General features: G+C 43.1%; 16 protein-coding genes and 2 pseudogenes. 4 read left to right on the forward strand and 14 right to left on the reverse strand.

The genetic code is table 11. From position 1 onward, the window contains the following. Window position 1 precedes the first annotated feature (1 nt). From ACE1B6_RS10010 to ACE1B6_RS10025, 4 genes are all read left to right on the forward strand, one after another. Window positions 2-1,402 (forward strand): ISKra4 family transposase, encoded by a 1,401-nt coding sequence (locus ACE1B6_RS10010; RefSeq protein WP_413257103.1) that lies wholly within the window; start codon window positions 2-4, stop codon window positions 1,400-1,402. Window positions 1,403-1,450: 48 nt separating this feature from the next. Further along, complete coding sequence (locus ACE1B6_RS10015; protein WP_413257104.1) at window positions 1,451-2,083, forward strand: tyrosine-type recombinase/integrase; 633 nt, start codon at window positions 1,451-1,453, stop codon at window positions 2,081-2,083. A 238-nt stretch (window positions 2,084-2,321) separates the two neighbouring features. Continuing rightward, window positions 2,322-2,627, forward strand: a complete 306-nt coding sequence (locus ACE1B6_RS10020) for a hypothetical protein (RefSeq protein ID WP_413257105.1) — start codon at window positions 2,322-2,324, stop codon at window positions 2,625-2,627. A 268-nt stretch (window positions 2,628-2,895) separates the two neighbouring features. After that, the gene (locus ACE1B6_RS10025; protein ID WP_413257106.1) at window positions 2,896-3,927 is read left to right on the forward strand and encodes a F510_1955 family glycosylhydrolase; all 1,032 of its coding nucleotides are present in this window, start codon (window positions 2,896-2,898) and stop codon (window positions 3,925-3,927) included. Between the two features lie 91 nt (window positions 3,928-4,018). Here the strand turns inward: ACE1B6_RS10025 and rppB are convergent, their stop codons facing one another. From rppB to ACE1B6_RS10090, 14 genes and pseudogenes are all read right to left on the reverse strand, one after another. After that, a complete protein-coding gene (rppB, locus tag ACE1B6_RS10030; protein WP_459562998.1) occupies window positions 4,019-5,383 on the reverse strand; it encodes a two-component system sensor histidine kinase RppB in 1,365 nt (454 codons plus the stop codon). Then, window positions 5,373-6,074: a two-component system response regulator RppA gene (gene rppA, locus ACE1B6_RS10035; protein ID WP_413257108.1), complete on the reverse strand. Its 702-nt coding sequence runs from the start codon at window positions 6,072-6,074 to the stop codon at window positions 5,373-5,375. Before rppA ends, rppB begins: the two co-directional genes overlap by 11 nt. A 15-nt stretch (window positions 6,075-6,089) precedes the next feature. After that, the gene (locus ACE1B6_RS10040) at window positions 6,090-6,560 is read right to left on the reverse strand and encodes a DUF2808 domain-containing protein (RefSeq protein ID WP_413257109.1); all 471 of its coding nucleotides are present in this window, start codon (window positions 6,558-6,560) and stop codon (window positions 6,090-6,092) included. Between the two features lie 319 nt (window positions 6,561-6,879). Continuing rightward, complete coding sequence (locus ACE1B6_RS10045; RefSeq protein WP_413257110.1) at window positions 6,880-7,347, reverse strand: hypothetical protein; 468 nt, start codon at window positions 7,345-7,347, stop codon at window positions 6,880-6,882. A 151-nt stretch (window positions 7,348-7,498) separates the two neighbouring features. Beyond that, window positions 7,499-7,936 carry a hypothetical protein gene (locus ACE1B6_RS10050; RefSeq protein WP_413257111.1) on the reverse strand — a complete coding sequence of 146 codons (438 nt, stop codon included), beginning with the start codon at window positions 7,934-7,936 and terminating at the stop codon, window positions 7,499-7,501. A 328-nt stretch (window positions 7,937-8,264) separates the two neighbouring features. After that, window positions 8,265-8,705, reverse strand: a complete 441-nt coding sequence (locus tag ACE1B6_RS10055) for a hypothetical protein (RefSeq protein ID WP_413257112.1) — start codon at window positions 8,703-8,705, stop codon at window positions 8,265-8,267. A gap of 210 nt (window positions 8,706-8,915) precedes the next feature. After that, window positions 8,916-9,920 carry a transporter gene (locus ACE1B6_RS10060; RefSeq protein ID WP_459562999.1) on the reverse strand — a complete coding sequence of 335 codons (1,005 nt, stop codon included), beginning with the start codon at window positions 9,918-9,920 and terminating at the stop codon, window positions 8,916-8,918. A 126-nt stretch (window positions 9,921-10,046) separates the two neighbouring features. Further along, window positions 10,047-10,151, reverse strand: a pseudogene (locus ACE1B6_RS30060) (cation diffusion facilitator family transporter); the annotation flags it as partial. A 27-nt stretch (window positions 10,152-10,178) separates the two neighbouring features. Next, on the reverse strand, window positions 10,179-10,793 hold the full coding sequence (locus tag ACE1B6_RS10065; RefSeq protein ID WP_413257114.1) for a hypothetical protein: 615 nt from the start codon (window positions 10,791-10,793) through the stop codon (window positions 10,179-10,181). A gap of 57 nt (window positions 10,794-10,850) precedes the next feature. Further along, the gene (locus tag ACE1B6_RS10070; protein ID WP_413257115.1) at window positions 10,851-14,039 is read right to left on the reverse strand and encodes an efflux RND transporter permease subunit; all 3,189 of its coding nucleotides are present in this window, start codon (window positions 14,037-14,039) and stop codon (window positions 10,851-10,853) included. A gap of 17 nt (window positions 14,040-14,056) precedes the next feature. Next, complete coding sequence (locus ACE1B6_RS10075) at window positions 14,057-15,784, reverse strand: efflux RND transporter periplasmic adaptor subunit (RefSeq protein ID WP_413257116.1); 1,728 nt, start codon at window positions 15,782-15,784, stop codon at window positions 14,057-14,059. A gap of 195 nt (window positions 15,785-15,979) precedes the next feature. Continuing rightward, window positions 15,980-16,615, reverse strand: a complete 636-nt coding sequence (locus ACE1B6_RS10080) for a cation diffusion facilitator family transporter (RefSeq protein ID WP_413257117.1) — start codon at window positions 16,613-16,615, stop codon at window positions 15,980-15,982. Between the two features lie 158 nt (window positions 16,616-16,773). Continuing rightward, window positions 16,774-17,702: pseudogene (locus tag ACE1B6_RS10085) on the reverse strand (vitamin K epoxide reductase family protein). Window positions 17,703-17,767: 65 nt separating this feature from the next. Next, on the reverse strand, window positions 17,768-19,900 hold the full coding sequence (locus ACE1B6_RS10090) for a heavy metal translocating P-type ATPase (protein WP_413257118.1): 2,133 nt from the start codon (window positions 19,898-19,900) through the stop codon (window positions 17,768-17,770). Between the last annotated feature and the right edge of the window lie 42 nt (window positions 19,901-19,942).

The raw sequence follows: 19,942 nt of genomic DNA on the forward strand, positions 1-19,942 counted from the left end.
CGTGAAATTTAAAGTCCAAATAGTAGTTGAATCAGAATCAGGCGAAACCCAATTAATTCAAGAAGTTGCACAAATTGAAAAGGGTCATCTGCAACCGGAAAACTTGGGACTAACCCTAACGCAAGCCAAAGAATTATTGCAAAAAACACAACGCACTATCGCTGCTCAACAGATAACAGAATATCAAAAACAACAAAACTTCTGTTCACATTGCTCACAGAAGTTATTGCATAAAGATAAACGGACAATTACATATAGAACGCCTTTCGGTAAATTAAAACTACAATCTCATCGATTATTTCATTGTACTTGTACCAAGCAAGCAACTCGTAGCTTTAACCCACTAGCCAACTTGCTAAAAGAGCGCACATCACCCGAACTGCTCTATCTAGAATCAAAATTTGCATCTTTAATGTCCTATGGATTATCTAGCAAATTATTGCAAGAATTACTGCCCATAGAAGGAGAAATAAACGCTACATCTATCCGCAACAATCTACAGGCATTAGGCCAACGCTTAGAATCCGAATTACCTGAAGAAGCCGGAATATTAATTGAGGGTTGCCAGAGAGATTGGGAGCGGCTGCCTAAACCTGATTTACCATTAGTAGTGGGTATGGATGGAGGATATGTTCGTTTCTATAACAGAAAAACTAAAACCGCAGGTCACTTTCAAGCAATTGCAGGTAAGAGTATAAAAGCCGACGGTACATCCAAACGGTTTGGTATGGTTTATTGCTACGACACTAAACCACAACGTCGCGTATTTGAGGTATTAAAGTCCCAAGGAATGCAAATGAACCAACAGGTCACATTTCTATCAGATGGGGAAGAATCTATCCGCCACCTACAGTATTATCTTAACCCTAATGCCGAACATATCCTCGATTGGTTTCACATCACAATGCGGATAACCGTGATGAAACAAGTTGCCAAAGGAATAACTAAAGAAGATTTGGAAGCCGGAATTTCGAGTGAATCTATGCAAAAAGATTTGACTTCATTAAAGTGGTATTTATGGCATGGCAATGTATTTAAAGGATTAGCAAAAATTGAAGATTTAATTGAGAGTGCCTGTGTCTTAGCCTCAGATGATGATGACGAACAACCCAGCCTTGAGGCAGAAAAATTGTGTTCCCATCTAGAGGAATTTGAAACTTACATTTCTTCTAACGGGCAGTATATTCCCAATTATGGCGAACGCTACCGAAATGGAGAGCGGATTTCCAGCTCCTTCGTAGAATCTACTGTCAATCAACTAATTAGTAAGCGATTGGTTAAAAAACAACAGATGAGGTGGACTCCCAAAGGTGCTCATCTCCTGATTCAAGTGCGAACGCAAGTTTTAAATGATGAATGGATGAGTAAATTCCAGCAATGGTATCCCAACTTTCGTGCATAAGTTGGTAAAATTAACTTAAATATCCCAATCTTTTCAGGAGTTTGGGTTATGAGCAAATTATTTGTCCAACTACCGAAAGTTGGTAAAACAGAAAAGCCAGAACGTCAATCACCTAACTCTCACAAATATTCTTCCGTTAGGACTAGGGAGTATTTATTAGCAGAAGAAGTTGAGGCGATGCGTCAGGCTATTAAAAAATCTAAGGGTCGTCATGCTCATCGAGACTCAACCCTAATTTTGTTGATTTATCGTCACGGATTGCGAGTCGCAGAAGCAGCATCTTTACGATGGGAGCAAATAGATTTTCATGCTGGCACCATTTATGTGAAACGGGTTAAAAAAGGGACTCCTTCTACCCACCCACTTTATTCGGAAGAAATTCGGGCTCTCCGCAAGCTTCAAAGAGATTATCCGGCTAGTCCCTATGTTTTTCAGTCTTCACGACATGGGCCATTGGCACTTGATACTGTAGGTGGAATTGTTGAGAATGCTGGTGAATTGGCTGGTCTACCGTTTCCTGTTCATGCTCATATGCTTAGGCATGGAACGGGATATTATTTGGCTAATCGAGGTATTGATACTCGAACAATTCAGAGTTACTTGGGGCATAACAATATTCAGCATACTGTGCGTTATACCGAACTGGCTTCTGCTAAATTTCAAGGTCTTTGGGATGATTAATCTTGAAAATTCCTTTTTAGTACTTTAGTACTCATCTCCCCCCAAATTTTTCGCTCTCCTTACAGGGGCGCGTGCGCTGGCAGGCTGGAGGCATGGCCCTGTGCGAACTCGGTATTGTAACGAAATTTTAAATGAAAGCTAAAAATTCTTGACTCTCTAGTCGGCTAGAGAGTGTAGCCTGAGTGATAGTGCCAAATGCACCCGTCAAGCAACAGAATAATTGAGGATAAAAATGAAAATGACTACCCCTACTCAGACAGTATTGAACGCAGCGATCGCTAGTTTGGCATTATTAGCGTTAGCTGCTACTCCATCGTTTGCTGACACTCACAATCAGACCGCGATGCCTACTACGGCTTCCAACACCACGAATGAGGCCAGCCTAACTCAAGAGCCAACAAATCAAACCACAGCGCAAATGAATCAGACGCCACAGCAGCCAAATCAAACGGGATGCAGCTGTTGCAAAAACATGATGAATAATATGCCAGAAATGATGAACAATATGCGGAGGATGGACGACCAAAACCGTCAGTCTCAATAAGGCTTTTAAGAATCGTGCGGCGAGAGGTTCATCTTTACCGGGAAAATCAGAAACAACCTAAAAGGTTAGATGACTCTCGCCAAAAAAGCTGGTAAAACCATTGCTAAGAGAGCAATTTAATAACAATTAATCTGAGGAAATTGAGGTTAACTACGGGAATTTTCCTCGGGGTTACTTTCATTTGAAAGTGCTGATAGCGCTTGCTTTGAGATTTTATTAAAACTCAACACTTTTCCAGTAAAAAACACCCTTTAAGAGAACTATTACTATGAGTCAGCCTGATTCCAAAAATCACGGGATGAAATGGATGTGGATAGCGATGGTGGTTTGCTGCGCCGTCCCTATAGCTGCTTCTCTGTTACTGGGCGGAGGTTTGGGAGTGTGGTTGGGTAGAGGAAGTCAGCAGCCTACCAGGAATCAGTTAACCAGCCAATCCACTCCTGAACAAAAGCCGCAACAAACGGCTATAAATGCTTCTCTAGAACCAGCCGTCAATTGGCGAACAGACAATCACGTTCATGGTTTAACGGTGAATCCCGACAATCCTCAAGTTATGTATGTTGCCACTCACAATGGTCTTCTGAAACGTTCTGAAACTGGGCAATGGTTCTGGATGGAACCGGAAAAGAAACGGGCAGATTACATGGGTTTCACCGCTCATCCTACTGACTTAAACCGCTTTTATGCTAGCGGGCATCCGCATACAGGAGGCAACTTAGGTTTCCAAATTACTGAAAATCAAGGCCAAGATTGGAAACAGATTTCAATGCCAGGAGTAGATTTTCACGCAATGGCTATAGCTCCCAGCGATCCAAATACATTTTACGGTTGGCCTGCTTCTGGGGCGAAGGGTTTTCACGCTTCAAAGGATGGTGGAAAAACCTGGGCTAAACCACGCATGGTTGGGTTAGGCGGCGAACCCTTTAGTCTTGCCGTCGATCCGCGTAACCCTGACCGTGTGTTTGCAATCACTGGCGCGGGTTTATACGAAAGTACCAATGCTGGCGATAACTGGGCGCTGGTACCCAATACTCAAAATGCACCCGTTGTCGGTTTAGCTTTGTTAAAAGCGGGAGATAACACGGTGATGTATGGGTATCGATTGCTCAAATCGGCTCCTGGCGTTTATCGCAGTGCTGATGGTGGCAGGACTTGGGAGCAATGGGGGACTGGAACTAAGGGAACGATACTGTATATTGCGATCGCTCCCAGCAATCCTCAAATTCTTTATGCAGTGAACAACAATAACGCTGTCTTTCAATCCCAAGATAGTGGAGCGACCTGGAAGGAGTTGAATTAGTTAATGCTAAGGCACGACAGTATGGGATTGCTCAAATCGGTGGCATCTGGTTTCGTAATAACCCAACCCTAGTCAAACTAAGCAACTTTAGTTATTTAGAAATAGAAGGCAATCGAATCGTAAAAGTGCTACCTTTGCCCAACTCGCTTTGCAACGTAAGGCTACCTCCGTGTGCCTGAACGATCGCAGACGCGATCGCCAACCCTAATCCAGCCCCGCCAGAACTGCGAGAGCGATCGCTACTCACGCGATAAAAACGTTCAAAAATTCGCGTCTGTTCTTCCGGTGCAATTCCAATACCCGTATCTCGAACCTCAATCAAAGCATGACCGTTACTGCGGTCTAAAACAACAGTTATCTGACCCCCGGCTGGCGTGTATTTAATCGCATTAGTAATTAAATTAGAAACCAGGCGATAAAGTTGATTTTCATCTCCTACGACATACAGTGACTCACGTACCCGCACCTCAGATGTCAGCATCACCTTGGCAGCAAAGGCCATATCTGCGAACTCTTCCACCAAATCACTCACCAAATCGTTGAGGCACCAAGGTACCTGCGGTGTCAAGATTTTTTGCTCTTCCAATCGAGACAGAAGCAATAAATCCTCAATCATTTCAGCAAGTCGATGATTTTGACTCGCCACATTTTGTAGGGTATCTCGCGCCTCTGATTCAGACAGATAAGACATCCTGAGTACAGATTCGGTCACTGCTTGAATCGCTGCCACAGGAGTCCGCAATTCGTGGGCAGCATCTGCTGTGAATTGTTTCATTTGTTGATAGGACTGGTTAATTGGTTGCATCGCCAACCCCGCTAGCCACCAACTAGAACCCCCAACCAAGAGTACCGTAATTGGCAATCCCAGTCCTAAAAATAATTTCAGGGCGTTGAGACGGCTATCGAGGTCTTTGAGACTTCGCCCGACCTGTATATATCCCCAAGACTGATTATTTTGGGTATGCAGAGGCAGAGACATTTGATGATAGCGATCGCCTTGTTGGTCTTTAAGCGTTTGCCAAACTTCTTGGCCTACAGTCAGTGGCAACCCTTCAGGTTGAAGACCTGCCAGAGCAATTAACCGCCCAGAACTATCCACAAACCTAATGTAATAGTAATTACCTTGGTAAAGAGTACTGAAAATGGAGCGTTCAGTAGAGGTGTGGTACTCTTGCCTATAGATTGTTTGGGTATGACAGCTGATCTGGGCTGAACAAATGTCGGGTAAAAGCTGCTGGAAAATTGGTTCTAGACGGCCTGCCTGTTTCAAATTTGGTTCAATACTGTTATGCAGTGTTCTCGTTACAGACTTTAGCTCTTGGTCAATTGCAACCAAATGAGCATAGATCATCACTTGATAGACCCCAAAACCGCATAGGCTGAGAATGAAACCCATGACGACTGCATACCAGAAAGCCAGACGCCAGCGAGTTTGACGAAATGGTTTAGTTTGCATCATTTAGGTTGAACCGATAGCCCATGCCAGGAACAGTTTCGATTAAATCATTACAGCCAAGTTCTGACAGTTTGCGTCGCACCAATCGAATTTGAGCCGCCACTACATTACTAATGCGTTCTGCATTCATTTCGTAAAGATAGTCCAAAAGCTGGGTGCGGGTAATATATTGGTTCGGGTGTTTCATAAAGTATTCCAGTACCTGAAATTCTTTTCTGGTTAGAGGAATAACTTGTTTGTCACCATTGACCTGCTGAAGACAAACAGTACAAGTGCCGTAATCTAAGATGAAGCAACCAACCTGAAGTTGCTGAGGTTGAAGTTGGAGCGATCGCCTCTGCAATGCCCGCAGTCGCGCTAACAATTCCTCCATGCCAAACGGCTTCACCAAATAATCATCCGCCCCTGCATCCAGTCCTGTCACCCTATCTTCCATTCGGTCTTTTGCTGTCAGCATTAATACGGGCAAGGGGTTGCTGCCAGTACGCAACCTACGCAGCAGTTCTAAACCTGACATTCCTGGCAATAACCAGTCGAAGATTGCCAGCGTATACTGTATTTTCTGGTTTTCTAGACAGTCCCAAGCTTGAGTACCATTTAAAACCCAATCAACAATATATCTTTCCTGGTTCAAGGTTCGCTTAATTGCCGCACCCAGGACTGGCTCATCTTCAACTAGCAGAACTTTCATTAAAATTCACCGAGCCTATTTGTAGGTTGGAATCCAAGCTGTACCGAGAGGGATTTCTACATTTGCGCCGACCATCTTTCCATAAACTCGGTACAGCCAAATGTGGTCATAGCCTGGAGTAGTAACGTCTCGCATATTAATTGATAGCTTGGTCTCAGGAGGTACTGGTTGGGAGAAAACGACTGTAGCTTTTCTGTTATTGATAGAAACATCAGCCTCAATTTTCTGACCTGATTGATTCTTCACCTCAATCCCCCTACGGATGCTAATATCTTCTGGTAAATCGATTGACAGTGATGAAAGAGCCTGTACCTTGACATAAACATCTAACTGATGGGTAGCACCCTGAATTCGAGCGTTATTAGGAATTGCAGCGCTACGGCCTAGATGAGTAACGTTATAATCTCTTAGATTTCGCGCCTGAGCAGTAGGAAATAAGGAGGCAAGTACCAGAGTGATTGTTGTTGCGTAAACTAAGTTTTTCATCGCCTTACTTTTTGAGAAGCTAACTGATTAATCTCCTTACCTATTAGTTTTGCAGATAGAAATGAAATGAGGATGAATTTTTTGATTATTTATTATATCCGCCTGCTAATATTTCTCAATTAGTCTGGAAAACTCTGTTATAAATGAGTTCACTTATCAAATCTTTTACAGGCTAAGAATCGCAAATACATCGGTTATCAAATTGGATAATAAGGCTTGCCAAAAGTAAGCCTTAAATACCTCCAAAACTGGTATAAGGAATAAATTCTGCTCTTTCCAGAACTGATAGTGTATCAACCAGCTGATGAGCCAATTTACGTCAGTAGACACGAATCTGGGCTATTCCGATGGGGACATCTGCTTCAAGACCAACAAGTTTAGCGGAAACACGGTATATCCAAGCGTTAGAAACCCCTCGGATTCTTACATTGTTCAGGTCAAGCTCAAGTTTCGATGCAGGAGCAACTGATTGCGGAAAATCGACTATGACTTTGTTGCCCATGATAGAAATATTGGCATTAATTTTCCGTCCCGACTTATCTGTTAGAGCGATATTGTCACTTATTCTTAGACCCTCTGGAACATCAATATTTAATTGAGAAAGAGGACTGGTACCTTGAGGAATGTGAAACCGAATCGTATGTCTAACAATTCTCGACCGACTTTGAGGAAATTGTACCGCTCCCTCAACATGAAGACCACCTTCTGTTCTGGCACTGGCATTGTCAGCAGGAATTGAAGCTGCAAGAGCCAAAGCTATGGCAGCTGTATAAATTAGTGTTCTCACTTTGTCACTCCTGTAAGGAATTGAGCGCATTAACCAAGTTACAGACTCATTTTTAGCAAATGATCCTGTTATTACTAGATTGACAGAGTGAGATGAAACCAGGATGAAATTTTAGCTCGTTTAAGAAACTTTACCTAGAAAACAACTGAACTTAAAAGACTTTAAAATAGCTATCTGTTCTCGGCCTGCTACGACTAAAAAAATAAAAGTAAATACTGAAACTATCTATATCTGCAAAAATATTTCCAACAGCTTCAGCACTTTCAATTTTGTACTTGTAGATTATCTGAGTTGCCTTGTCCTTCAGCTTTTCTTCTGTAGCAACGATAGAAAGTTCTAAAGTTTTTTTGACTAAAACCTCAAATCGAATTTTTTCTCTAAATCTTTTTAGCTCAGCTAATGCTCTTTCTTCTTGAGAAGAGTTTAAAAAAACTTCTGATGGCTTGTTAATCCACCAGCCTTTTACTAAAGGGTCAAACAAAAGGTTTTTAGAAAGCTGGTTGATTAAGAGAGGAACTAAAATAATAATTAATAAATACCGAACGGAAGTAATTGTTCGATACTGTGAAATTCGGAACTCTTCAATCAATTCTGATTCAGCATTTGGGTCTAAATCTCTCTTGAGCTTTTTCAGAGTACGACCAATAGACCGAGGAATAAAGCCAGTTTCTTGAGATTTAAACCTGGAGTCAGGTTCGTCTGCTGAAATCTAAACTTTTTGCTTCACTCTTGATGAATAAATTTACTATTAGATAGATAATCTTGACATATTGAGATGAAATCAGCGTTGAATTTATGCCTATCATAGGATACTTTTATAAAGTAAACGGTAATAAATTTAGGCAGACTCTAGAAAAACAAACGACTGCTATTACAAACATTAAAAACGGAAAAATAATGAAGTTAAAAAGTGCAAACTAAAATGTGAAAAATCTAGCTTCACCTATAGAAATTTCTGTATCGCTGCCAACGACTTTAACCGAAAATCTATAGATAAAAGTAGACCCCTGAATTGGTTGTCTTACTTTGTTGAATTCAATCAAGAGCCTAGTGTTAACTACAGTTTTTTCAGGAAACTCTATAATAATTATTCTACCATTTGCAGAAATATTAATGTTAATTTTTTGACCATTCTCATCCCGTACATCAATATCGTTACTTACAGCTACCGTAGATGGAGTATCAATAATTAGCTGGAAAAGAGGGCTATTATTCTGGGGAATGCGTAATCGAAAAACTTGTTTAACAATCCGCCAATTGCTAGAAGGAAATTCAACATTATTATCAACACTGGAAACCCTACTATTATCTATCTTTGTAGTTGCATAGCTAGCAGAAATTAAAGCTGCGGTAGCCAAAGCGAATGCAGCAGTGTATCTCAGTATTTTCTTCATCTTGCTGTCAAAGTAATAAAAGATGTCAAAAAGAATCGCAAATTCAGCCTCGGCGCAGAAAGCTTTATTTAATTACAATGATATCTCGCGATGAAACTAGGATGAAATTTTGGGTTGTTAATAAAAATTTATTAATTCACTTCAGCTTCATCGCGTTAATGCTCTAAATGCTTATCAAAAGCGCACCGTAAAGCCCACAAAGGGATTAAAATCGTCTGCTGCTTGCGTTAACCCAATGTTGACACCCGCATCTAGCTGTAAGTTTTCAGCTAGGAGGTATGTTACTCCAGTATCAAACGTGGCAACTAATTCTGAGCCAGCCTCAGTAGTAATGTCAGTGAATAACTCAAAAAAAGTCCCCAGTTTTTCTGTGATTGAGTAGCCCACAATAACGCTATTGACAAATCCCACATTGTATCCAGAGTCAGCGTTATTTCTATTTAAGGCAAACCCAGTTTGCATTCCAAGGTTCCATCGTTCAGATAATTGTAGTGCAAAGGGGAAAGTGAGGCCACCCTCAATTGCATTATTACCCAAATTATCTTGGTTGGTAGGGAATTTGATTGAAGTTACCATACCAAATGCAGTTTTACCACCTTCATTGCCCCAAAAGTTGATCCTTAAACCAACAGTAGTGTCTCCATAGCCGGATTGTTCCTCTTCAGTACTATCTTGAAATTTAGTACGTACATTATTGTACGTTTGCAACTGAATTTGAAAATCGACGTTATTGAGCAGACCGACTCGGATATTGGGAATGAAAATTTGGAAGGCTTTGGTATCTGTACCGTCTGAATTATTGACATCCCTGGTATAAGTCACAAAATCCGCCTCTAATTGAAAATGTCCAGCATCAACAGTGAAGGGAGTATCGGTTTTGCTGGGGCGACCGGAATTGAATGACCGCAGTAGTTCTCTAGGAGTGGGATTGAAAAGGTTATACTGACTTTTGTCTGGCGGAGAATTCTCTGGTCGATTGGGTTGTGAAGGATTTTCTGGTTGGTTGGGTTGTTGAGTAACAGCCTCTGATACCTTATTTGTGGCTGGAAAGTAGGACAAGTTGTGCAGGTCTTGAGCAGATACAGAAGTCGTATCAAACTGTAGGTCACTAGCTTTTACGCTGTATGACAACTGTGTAAGATTGTGCTGTTCAGTAACGACCTGTGACTGTACTTGCAAATTTAATGGTTGGGTTACAGAAGTTAATTGAGGTAAAGTATTGGGAGCGGCAGTATGTTGAGAAATTAATCCTTTTGCACCGATCGTAGTGGGTTGGTCTGCGAGCGCAACTGTAAGACCTGGAGCATAAATTGCCTCAATTACAACAAACCCGGTATTGAGAGCGACGCTAATAATAAAGGCACGGTTGTAATTAGTCGGTTCTTGTCCGTGGTTATGGGAATGTGCCATGATTGCTCTGCCTGCCAATTTTCAGGATTACTTATTGATGGTAAAGCGACCGTCTACCTTTTCGCTGCCAAGATCCGCAGTCACTTTCACCTGATAGCGATCGCTTGCATTTCCAGGCAGCACAGCCGCGTAGTGTTGACCCTGGGAATCATACTTTAAATCTAAAGTTTTTTCAGTTCCATCAGGTAGCTGAACTTGAGCGGTGACTTTAGCATTTGGGACGGTTTCGTGCTTTTCACCTGATTTTAAATAAAAGTCCAGGTGAATTCCCGCTGCTTCTTTTTCCGAAACTAACTCTAAATGATATTTACCCGTTTCTACAACTTGCCCGCCATGCGAATGCTCTTTTCCTGCTTGTGATTCGTCGTGTTTATGAGAACCATGTTTATGATTATCTACAGTTGCGGACTCGGCTGAATTAGCTACCTCAGTTTTGGGGGAACTTGCTGTATTTGTAGCAGTTTCCACATTTTTAGCGGAATTGTTGGCTTGGGGTGAATTACTACAAGCTCCCAAGAAAAGCAGCCCCATTGTTCCCAAAATTAACCAATTTGATTTGATAACTTTCACCTGGTACTCCTCATCTAAAGTAGATGCGTCAGCATACTTTCGATCTATGATGGCATCGTCGGATGAAACCACGATGAAATTTTAGAGAAAGAAAAAGGAATTTTTGCAGCGATCGCTACCAGAGGAACATTAGTTTTCCCATACAGCATTAGGCACTTTGCCATCTTCTACAACATTCGCACTCGGCTTAGGCAATAAGTATCTACCAAATTTAGAATACAAAGCTGGCAACACCAGTAGGGTAAGCGCAGTAGATGTAAACAATCCACCTAATACAACGATCGACAAAGGTTGTAAAATTTCCTTGCCAGGGCCAACAGCAATTACTAATGGCAGCAAACCCAAAGCTGAAGTTAAAGAAGTCATCAAAATAGCATTGAGTCGTTCCATTGACCCAGCTATCAAAACTTCTTTTAAAGACATCCCGGCTGCGGCCTTAGTTGTGTAATTATCTACCAACAGCAGTCCGTTACGAGTTGCTACCCCAAACAGCGTCACAAACCCCACGAGAGAAGCGATCGAAATAACGCCTCCTGTCAGGGCGATCGCAATTACTCCGCCAACTAACGCGAGGGGCAAATTAATCATAATTGTGGCTGTAGAAGCGATTGATTTGACAGAAAGATACATCAGTACCGTAATTACAACAAAGGCAATGGCACTGAAAACTAAAATATTTTTTGACGCTCTTTCTTCCGCTTCAAATTGACCACCGTATTGGATAAAGTAACCAGATGGAATCTGAACGTTTGCTTTTACTTTATCTTGGATATCATTGACTGCGGAACGCAAATCTCTGCCTTTGGCGTTGGCTGAAACTACAATTAAACGAGAAACATTTTCGCGGTTGATCGTATTCGGCCCGGTTCCATAAGCCACAGTAGCGACTTGAGCGAGAGGAATTTTGTTACCATCGGTAGTATCAACTAACAAATTTTCAATTGTTTCAAGATTATTGCGAAATTCTGGTTTTAACCACACAACTAAATCAAAAGTTTGTTGTTTCTCTAAAACCTGAGACACGACTTTACCATTCAGACCTGTTTCGATAATGTTGGAAAGTTGTCCAATAGTTAAACCATATTGAGCAGCCGCAAAGCGGTTAAACTTAATTTGAATTTGTTCGATCGGAATTTGAGGTTCAAGCTGTAAATCTACAATTCCCGGCACAGATTCGATCGCAGCTTCTACTTGTTTGCCAATGTTGCGGAGTTCTTCTAGATCGGGGCCAAAAATTTTAACTGCAATTTGACTTCTAACCCCAGACAATATTTCATCAATGCGGTGAGAAATAAATCCGCCAATATTAGTAGCAGCACCCGGTACTTTGTTAAACTCTTTCCGCAGCCATTCTACAGTATTTCCCCGATTTTCCATCCCTTTTTCGCTCAATCCAATATCAAGGTGAGCTAGATTAACAGGGGCGGCATCCGGGTCGTTGGGAGCGCGTCCTGCCCGTAATTGAACATAGTTTAATCTGGGGTCATCTTTGAGTTTAGTTTCTAAGACAAAAGCGGCACTATTTGTAGTTTCTAAAGATGTCCCCGGATAAAGAGCCAAGGTATTAACTAAAGTTGATTCCTGAAATTCGGGTAGAAAGGCTCGTCCCAAAGCTGGAAAGATTGCGATCGCTGCTACCATTGATGCAGTTGCCAAGATTAAAATAATCGTCGAAAATTGAGTAGAAAAACTTAAAAAAGGAGAATAAATTCTTTTGCACAATCTTGGTATCCAGGGTTCAATTTGTGGCATTTTGCCGTGAGACAATAGAATTGCACATAAAGCTGGACTGACGACCAAAGATTCCAAACTGGAAACTATTACTACTACTAGATAAGTCATACCCATCGGCCCAAAAATCCGACCTTCCACACCTACTAGCGCAAAGATTGGAGCAAAGACAACAACTGTAATTAAAGTAGCTCCAATCAGAGATTCGCGAACTTCTTCCCCTGCTTCAAAGATGACTTCTAGTACCGGACGCGGGTTGGCAGAGTATTTATTTTCCCGCAAGTTACGACAGGTGTTTTCTGCATAAACAATAGCGTCATCAATCGCTGTGCCAATGGCAACTGCTAACCCTCCCAAAGTCATCGTATTCAGCCCCAATCCGAGCCAAGATAATACTTGCAGGGCGAACACAAAAGTTAAAGCAAAATTTAACAAACATACAGCCAGCGTTCGCCAATTCATCAAGAAGGGAATCAGGATAATTGCTGCAATTATGCTGCCTTCAACGAGAGCCGATCTGACATTTTCTACCGAAGAATCGATATAATCTGCCTGACGAAATGTTTGAGTAACTTTAATTTCTTTGGGCAAACCTACTTTGAGTTCTTCGATTGCAGTTTCAATCGCTTTCGTGACAGTGGGAGTATCAGCTTGAGGCTGTTTATTGACCATCAATATAACGGCATCTTTCCCATTTAAGCTAGCGTCACCTATCTTGACAGCTCCACCAATTTGTACGTCTGCCACATCGCCAATGCGGATCGGCGTTCCTTGACGAGTAGCGATCGCAGATTGCTTGAGGTCATCTAGAGACTCAACCCGCCCAATTCCTCGAATTAATGTTTGTTTATCAGGGGTAATTAAAAAGCCGCCAGGAGCATTGACATTTGCTGTCTGAACTGCTTGAGTAACCTGCTCTAAAGAAACGTTAAAAGCTCTTAATTTGTTGGGATCTACTAAAACTTGATACTGGCGCACATCACCGCCATACACTAGCACTTGACTGACACCGGGAACTCCTAAAAGGCGATTTACTACTTGCCAATCGACGATTCGGCGCACTTCCATTAGGTCAATTTTGGATTTTGGCTCGTTCCCAGACTCTAGCTTGGGAATGTCGGTTTTGGATTGTGCTTCTGTTTCGACGGTGAAGGCATATTTCAGTACGGTACCAATCGGCGAACTGATGGGAGCAATTTTTGGGGTTTCGACTCCAGTCGGTAGCTTACTTACAGCTTGTTGCAATCGTTCTTGTACTAATTGGCGGGCTTGAAAGATATCGGTTCCCCATTTAAAAACAACTCTGACCACAGATAGTCCGGCTGAGGAAGAAGAACGGACTGTTGCAATCCCAGGAGTTCCGTTAATTGCACTTTCAACGGGCAATGTAACGAGAGATTCTATTTCTTCGGGAGCGAGTCCAGAGGCTTCAGTTTCAATTTCGACTTGAGGGGGTGCAAAGTTAGGAAATACATCCAGCGGCATTTGGGGTATGGTGTTGAAAACTACGATTAATGTGGAGATGAATGCTGCAATGGCTACTAGCCATCGTTTAGTAATAACCCACTTGGCAATAATACTCATCATTTGATTGGTTATTAGAATTAGTTACTAGAATTCTTGCCTTCGCCCACAGGTTCGTCGTTTTCAACCAACATGACGTCAGGAGACAAAGTTAGCTGTTTGTGGTTGTTGAGATAAACTTCGGTTTCATAGGTCAAAGGTTGGACATCCATACTAAAATTCTCTTCTCCTACTAGGCGAGAACGAGTCCGACGCTGATTCCAAAAAGCACCAGCTATAAAAGCCGCAGTACCAAACACCCCGCCTCCCACTACACCAACTAACCCTAAAAGTGGCAAGCTGTTAGCTTTCGCGTCTTTTACCTCTGAATTCCCTTCCTTTTCTTCGGAGTGTCCGTGCGTCTCCCCACCTTCCTCGGATTTACTACCGCCCCGCAACGACTGGGCGTAAAGTTGCGGTGCGCGTTGGGTAACAATTAAATCTCTCTCAAATAAACCGCTCTTAACTTCTACTAAATCCCCAGACTTTTGCCCTAATGTCACTTCCACAGATTGGAAAGCATTGCCATTTTTTACGTAAACCAGTTTCTTGCCATTTGCATCCACGATCGCCGAATTGGGAATTGCCAAAATAGCTGTAGCTGTTAGGTCTGTTAGTACCTCTAATTCTGCGAACATTCCCGGCTTGAGTTCCCCACCCGCGTTGTTAAGTTCCGCTTGGACTGGTACTACCCGCGTTTGCCCTTCTACTAGCGAGCCAATGCGTGCGATTTGTCCTTCAAAGGTACGGTTGGGTAAGCTGGCAACCTTTATCCGCACCCGTTGACCTATCTTTACCTCGTTTAAATCTTTTTCATAAATATTCGCCGTGGCAAAAACCTGAGTGTCATTAACGATCGTCATCAGTTTGCCACCCGCGTCCTGGAATGATTGTCCCAGGGTAACTTCCCGGTCAGCAACCTTGCCAGAAATTGGAGCAGTCACTGTCACCAGCCCTTTATCATTGGCACGTTCTCCCAGTTGTTGCAGCCGAGTTTGATAAGCTGCATTACTGAGTTGAATCCGGGACTTTGCTATCTGAACGGCTGCTTGAGAGCGTTTCAGTTGATTTTCAGCCGCAATTACATCGCGACGGCTATCGGCTTTGGCAAGTTCGGCTCGAGCTGCTACTAGCTGGGTTTGGGATTCGAGGGCGTTGCGACGCGGGAGAGCGCCAGCATCGGCTAACTGCTTGTCTTTTTCATACTTCTCCTGGGCGAATGCTACCTGGCTTTTCCCTTGTGCGATTTCAGCTGCGGCTATCTGCTGAAATCGCTCGTAGTTTTGTTGAGCCAGCTTTAAGTCGGCTAGCGCCTGCTGTAAATCAGTCTGACCTTGTGCCAGTTTTTCTTCAGACTCAACGCGCAGAGTCACTAAATCAGGGCTGGTTAAAACGGCAACGGGTTGACCTTGTTTTACTGATGTACCAGGTTTCACCAACAGTTCAACCACTTTTGCCCCTGAAATGGGGGTAGTCACTTCTACTCTTTGGTTGGGCAGGGTTTCAATTTGACCCGTGGTTTTGATGCCAATATCTAGCCTCTGACGAGTGGCGGGTTCCACTTTAATTTCTAGCTGTTTGGCTGTTTCTGCATCAACTTCGATCGAACCTGTTGGTTCGCTTCCGCCTTGGAATTCACTGCCGCCGCCATGATCGTGTCCAGCACCCGCTAATACAGCTGTAGGAGCGCTTAGCAGCAGCAGGCTCAGCATTGCTACGGAAACACAACGGAGTGGGGCAGAAGATTGAGAGCGGTTAGAGATTCTCATCGTTAAGAGTGTCCTGGAGTCAATAGAGGAGAGTTGCGCTTGAATGTTGACATTTTGAGCGGAAAGCTATGTAGCCAGTTCTTCTGGAGTTAGCCATGTCACTCCTACAAATCTCTTAGATAGCGTTATTAGCACTAACTACCCAGTTTTTCATACCCAAGTGAAATGAGGGTGAAATTTTTTAGAAAGTAGAGATTAGATCAAAGCGATTTCTTTAGTTTTTTCCATCAGAAGATTGAAACTATTTAGAAAGAGAGATAAAGCGCTCCAAACGATTAGAGAAGCAACGAACAAACTGGCAACGGTGTCTGCCCATAGCCAATGCCAGCAGTAGACAACCAGAGCAGACAACATCACGCTTAAAGAACTAGCAGCATCAGCAATTCCGTGCAAGAAAACTTCTCGAAGATTGAGGTCATGGTGACTATCATTGCGTAACAGGTGAATGTTCGCACTATCAATTGCTACGCTCAGTCCTGCCACGAGTAGCATGGGTAAGCTCGGTTTTAATTCTGGTGCTTGCAAGTGAGTGACAGTTTCCCAGAAAATGAGACAGGCGATCGCGATTAAACTTAGTCCATTCACCATCGCTACCCAGATTTCAAGCCTCTGATATTTGAAGCCTTCTTTATTTCCAGTGCGATGCTCGACTAAGTAAGCCGCTAGCAATGTTAATCCTAGAGTCACTAAATCTGAGAATATGTGTCCCGACCCTGCCAAAAGTGAAAGACTGCGACTCCACAATCCAACTCCAATTTCGGCTAGAAAAAGGATAATTCGCATTCCCAGAACAATCCAAAGTAACTGCGACTTTTTTCTACGTTGTGTCATTTCTGTACTACTCAAAAGAGATATTTACTTTCACAGTTAGGGCAATCTTTGCTTGAGACTAACGATTCTTCTGTTTTCTTCAGACTCACTTTGCTAGCGAAGAAGCTACACCAACCCGATTAGAAAACTTGATAACGAACGGATGAGATATCCAGGTATTAAGTTCCACTAGATGCTGAATTTTTAAAATTACGCGCTCCTGTGTAGCCAGACATCTGGGCTAATTTTTCCAAAGATTGCGTACTCGCAACGGATTGACCGTTAATCACCCAGGTTGGATAACTCTGAACTTTAGCTGTTTGGCATAAGTTCGGCTGAGGATTTTTGCCTTTGGATCGCATTCAATGTAATCGATTTGGCTGAACGCTTCCTTACCAAAAAGTTGTTTTTGGTCGTGGCAGTGTGAACACCAGAAGGCTCCATACATTTTGGCTCCCACTTGTTTTAGATGACCTGCCAAAGCAATTTCTGCTTCACCTGAAGTAGTAGTAATTGCTAAACCAGCTTCTCTAGAAACAGAACGGTTTGCAATATTTGGGTTCTTAATATTGGCATAAATTCCTAACGTGCCAACCAGTACAATTACACTTACCAAAAAACCCGTGAAAAACAGTTGTCCGATGTCTTGCCAATCCCGCCCGACGATCGACAAAATAAATAGCGTCCCTGAAAATAAGGCAGAGGCAATGCAGTACGTGCAAACTGTTTTAATTTCAAATGCGAGCAGATACATCAAGTAACCGCCGAACACCATCATGGCAGTGCCGCCCAGAAATAGCAGCAATCCTGTCCATTTCTCTAGTTTGGAGTGGAGTTCCCGATCTCTTTTAATTAGTAGGGGAGCGATCGCAAAAACGACCATGCTGGCGTAGGCAAGAAACCCAAATAACGCCAGTGGTAAGCCAAAAACGGTAGCATAGGGGCTGGATAGCACGATATCACAGCCTTTTGTCGGGCAAGCCGCCTCATTACCAGTAAATTTGGTGTACGTCAGATAGGCAGTCACAATCGCTCCAACGGTGGCAATCCCTGCCATAATGGGGCGTGAGCAGCGATGAATCCAAGGAGTAGAACGTTTACGAGTCATAAATTCCAGTCGATTGAAATAGCAGTTTTTCAGACGAATACTGATTCAGAGTTCAGATAAACTTCCTACTTGAGGACTCTTGTGGCATTGAAGATTGCCAGTAGCGCCACTCCCACATCGGCAAATACTGCCTCCCACAATGTTGCAATTCCGATCGCACCCAAAGCAATGAACAATCCTTTAATCGCCATCGCCAGTACAATATTTTGCACGACAATTTGGCGAGTCTTTTTAGCAACTTGAATCGCCTCTGCCACTTTAGACGGAGCATCAGTCATAATTACGACATCAGCCGTTTCAATTGCCGCATCTGACCCCAATCCGCCCATTGCCATGCCGACATCAGCTCTAGCAATTACAGGCGCATCATTGATGCCATCACCCACAAATGCAACTTTGTTTTTACCCGATCGACTCAGCAGTTTCTCGATCGCTTCTACTTTTCCTTCGGGTAACAATTCGGCCATATAAGAATCTAAGCCCAGCCGTTCTGCTATGCTTTTAGCAACAATCCGGTTATCGCCGGTGAGCATAATTGTTTGCTCAATTCCCAGGCTTTTGAGATTTTGAATTGCTTTAATTGCATCGTCTTTAATTTCGTCTGCAATTAAAATGTAACCCGCATAGCGTCCATCAACTGCAAGGTGAACGACTGTACCTTCTACATTGCCATTATCATGGTCAATATTTTCTCGCTTCAAAAGCCGATCGTTCCCTGCCAAAACAACCTGATTGTTCACTTTCGCTCGGATGCCATGACCAGCAATTTCTTCGTAGTCTGTTACATCCGCGTCATCAATGGGTTGACCGTATGCTTCTCGAATTGACTGTGCAACTGGGTGGTTAGAATGAGATTCAGCTTTGGCTGCTATCTTCAGCAATTCTGACTCGGAAAAATCGTTTTTAGTCACGATTCTTGCCACTTTAAACACGCCTTTGGTCAAAGTTCCAGTTTTATCAAAAACAACGGTTTTAACTGCTGTCAGGGTATCCAGAAATGCCGAACCTTTAACTAAAATCCCTCGTTTAGCAGCACCTCCAATACCACCGAAGTAGCCCAAGGGAATACTAATTACGAGTCCGCAAGGGCAGGAAATAACCAGCAGAATCAGGGCGCGGTAAACCCATTCCGTGTGAGTTGCGCCGGGAACAAACAGGGGTGGTAGAAGGGCTACAGCCAGCGACAGAAAAACTACAACGGGTGTGTAATAACGGGCAAATTGGGTGATGAATTTCTCGGTTTCTGCTTTCTTGCTGGTGGCATTTTCAACTAAATCGAGAATTTTGGCGATCGAAGATTCCCCAAATCGTTTGGTGACTCGAATAGTTAAAACACCACTCTGGTTAATCGTACCTGCTAAGACAATTTCTCCGACTTTCACCGTGCGCGGAACTGATTCTCCGGTTAATGCTGAAGTATCGATCTGAGAATTACCTTCCAGAATTTCACCGTCTAATGGAATCTTTTCTCCTGGTTTAACTAGAATAATGTCTCCCACATTAATGGTTTCTGGAGAAACTTCTTTCACCGTTCCATTGACTTTCAAATTGGCAGTGTCGGGACGAATTTCCAGCAAAGATTTGATAGAGCGGCGAGAGCGACCGACTGAGTATTCTTGAAACAACTCTCCGACTCGGAAAAATAGCATGACGGCGACGGCTTCGGGGAGTTGATGAATGGCTAGCGCCCCCAACGTTGCGATCGTCATTAAGAAGTTCTCATCAAAGACTTGCCCCCTGAGAATGTTGCGTCCAGCTGCTTTCAATACTGTCCAGCCGCTAATCAAATAGGCAGGAATGAACGCGGCATACTCGCCAATGCTGTAAGGCGTATCGTGCAGTGGCTTTTCAAAGATTATTCCCAGCACGAGGAGGACGACTACTCCTAGCACTGGAAGCAGTTCCTCTTTCAGGTTAAAGTCACCTGAACCGTGATTATGCCCGCGATCGTTAGCCTCCCCATGAGACTCTGGGCTGATGACGGTGTAACCCAAGGAAATAACACGATCGTGGATTTCCCGATCGCTCACCTGCTTTGGGTCATACGTCACGCTCAAGCGTCCCGTCGCGAAACTGACTGATGTTTCGCTGATTCCCGGAATCTTCTGTACACCCGCTTCGATCTTTGCGGCACAGCTACCGCAATCCATGCCGCCAACCTGCATCTGTTGGGTTTTGAGGGAAGGAGTCTGAGTCATTGCCACTTTGCTGAATTACAACTAGCAGCATTGTAATCTAAT

Source organism: Floridaenema fluviatile BLCC-F154 (assembly GCF_041929135.1).
GTDB classification, from domain to species: Bacteria; Cyanobacteriota; Cyanobacteriia; order Cyanobacteriales; family Aerosakkonemataceae; genus Floridanema; species Floridanema fluviatile.

Excerpts from the sequence above, each read along its gene's own strand:
- ACE1B6_RS10080 (WP_413257117.1), bottom strand. The coding sequence starts at position 16,615 with ATGACACAACGTAGAAAAAAGTCGCAGTTACTTTGGATTGTTCTGGGA.
- ACE1B6_RS10075 (WP_413257116.1), bottom strand. The coding sequence starts at position 15,784 with ATGAGAATCTCTAACCGCTCTCAATCTTCTGCCCCACTCCGTTGTGTT.
- rppA (WP_413257108.1), bottom strand. The coding sequence starts at position 6,074 with ATGAAAGTTCTGCTAGTTGAAGATGAGCCAGTCCTGGGTGCGGCAATT.
- ACE1B6_RS10015 (WP_413257104.1), top strand. The coding sequence starts at position 1,451 with ATGAGCAAATTATTTGTCCAACTACCGAAAGTTGGTAAAACAGAAAAG.
- ACE1B6_RS10020 (WP_413257105.1), top strand. The coding sequence starts at position 2,322 with ATGACTACCCCTACTCAGACAGTATTGAACGCAGCGATCGCTAGTTTG.
- ACE1B6_RS10025 (WP_413257106.1), top strand. The coding sequence starts at position 2,896 with ATGAGTCAGCCTGATTCCAAAAATCACGGGATGAAATGGATGTGGATA.
- ACE1B6_RS10070 (WP_413257115.1), bottom strand. The coding sequence starts at position 14,039 with ATGATGAGTATTATTGCCAAGTGGGTTATTACTAAACGATGGCTAGTA.
- rppB (WP_459562998.1), bottom strand. The coding sequence starts at position 5,383 with ATGCAAACTAAACCATTTCGTCAAACTCGCTGGCGTCTGGCTTTCTGG.
- ACE1B6_RS10040 (WP_413257109.1), bottom strand. The coding sequence starts at position 6,560 with ATGAAAAACTTAGTTTACGCAACAACAATCACTCTGGTACTTGCCTCC.
- ACE1B6_RS10090 (WP_413257118.1), bottom strand. The coding sequence starts at position 19,900 with ATGACTCAGACTCCTTCCCTCAAAACCCAACAGATGCAGGTTGGCGGC.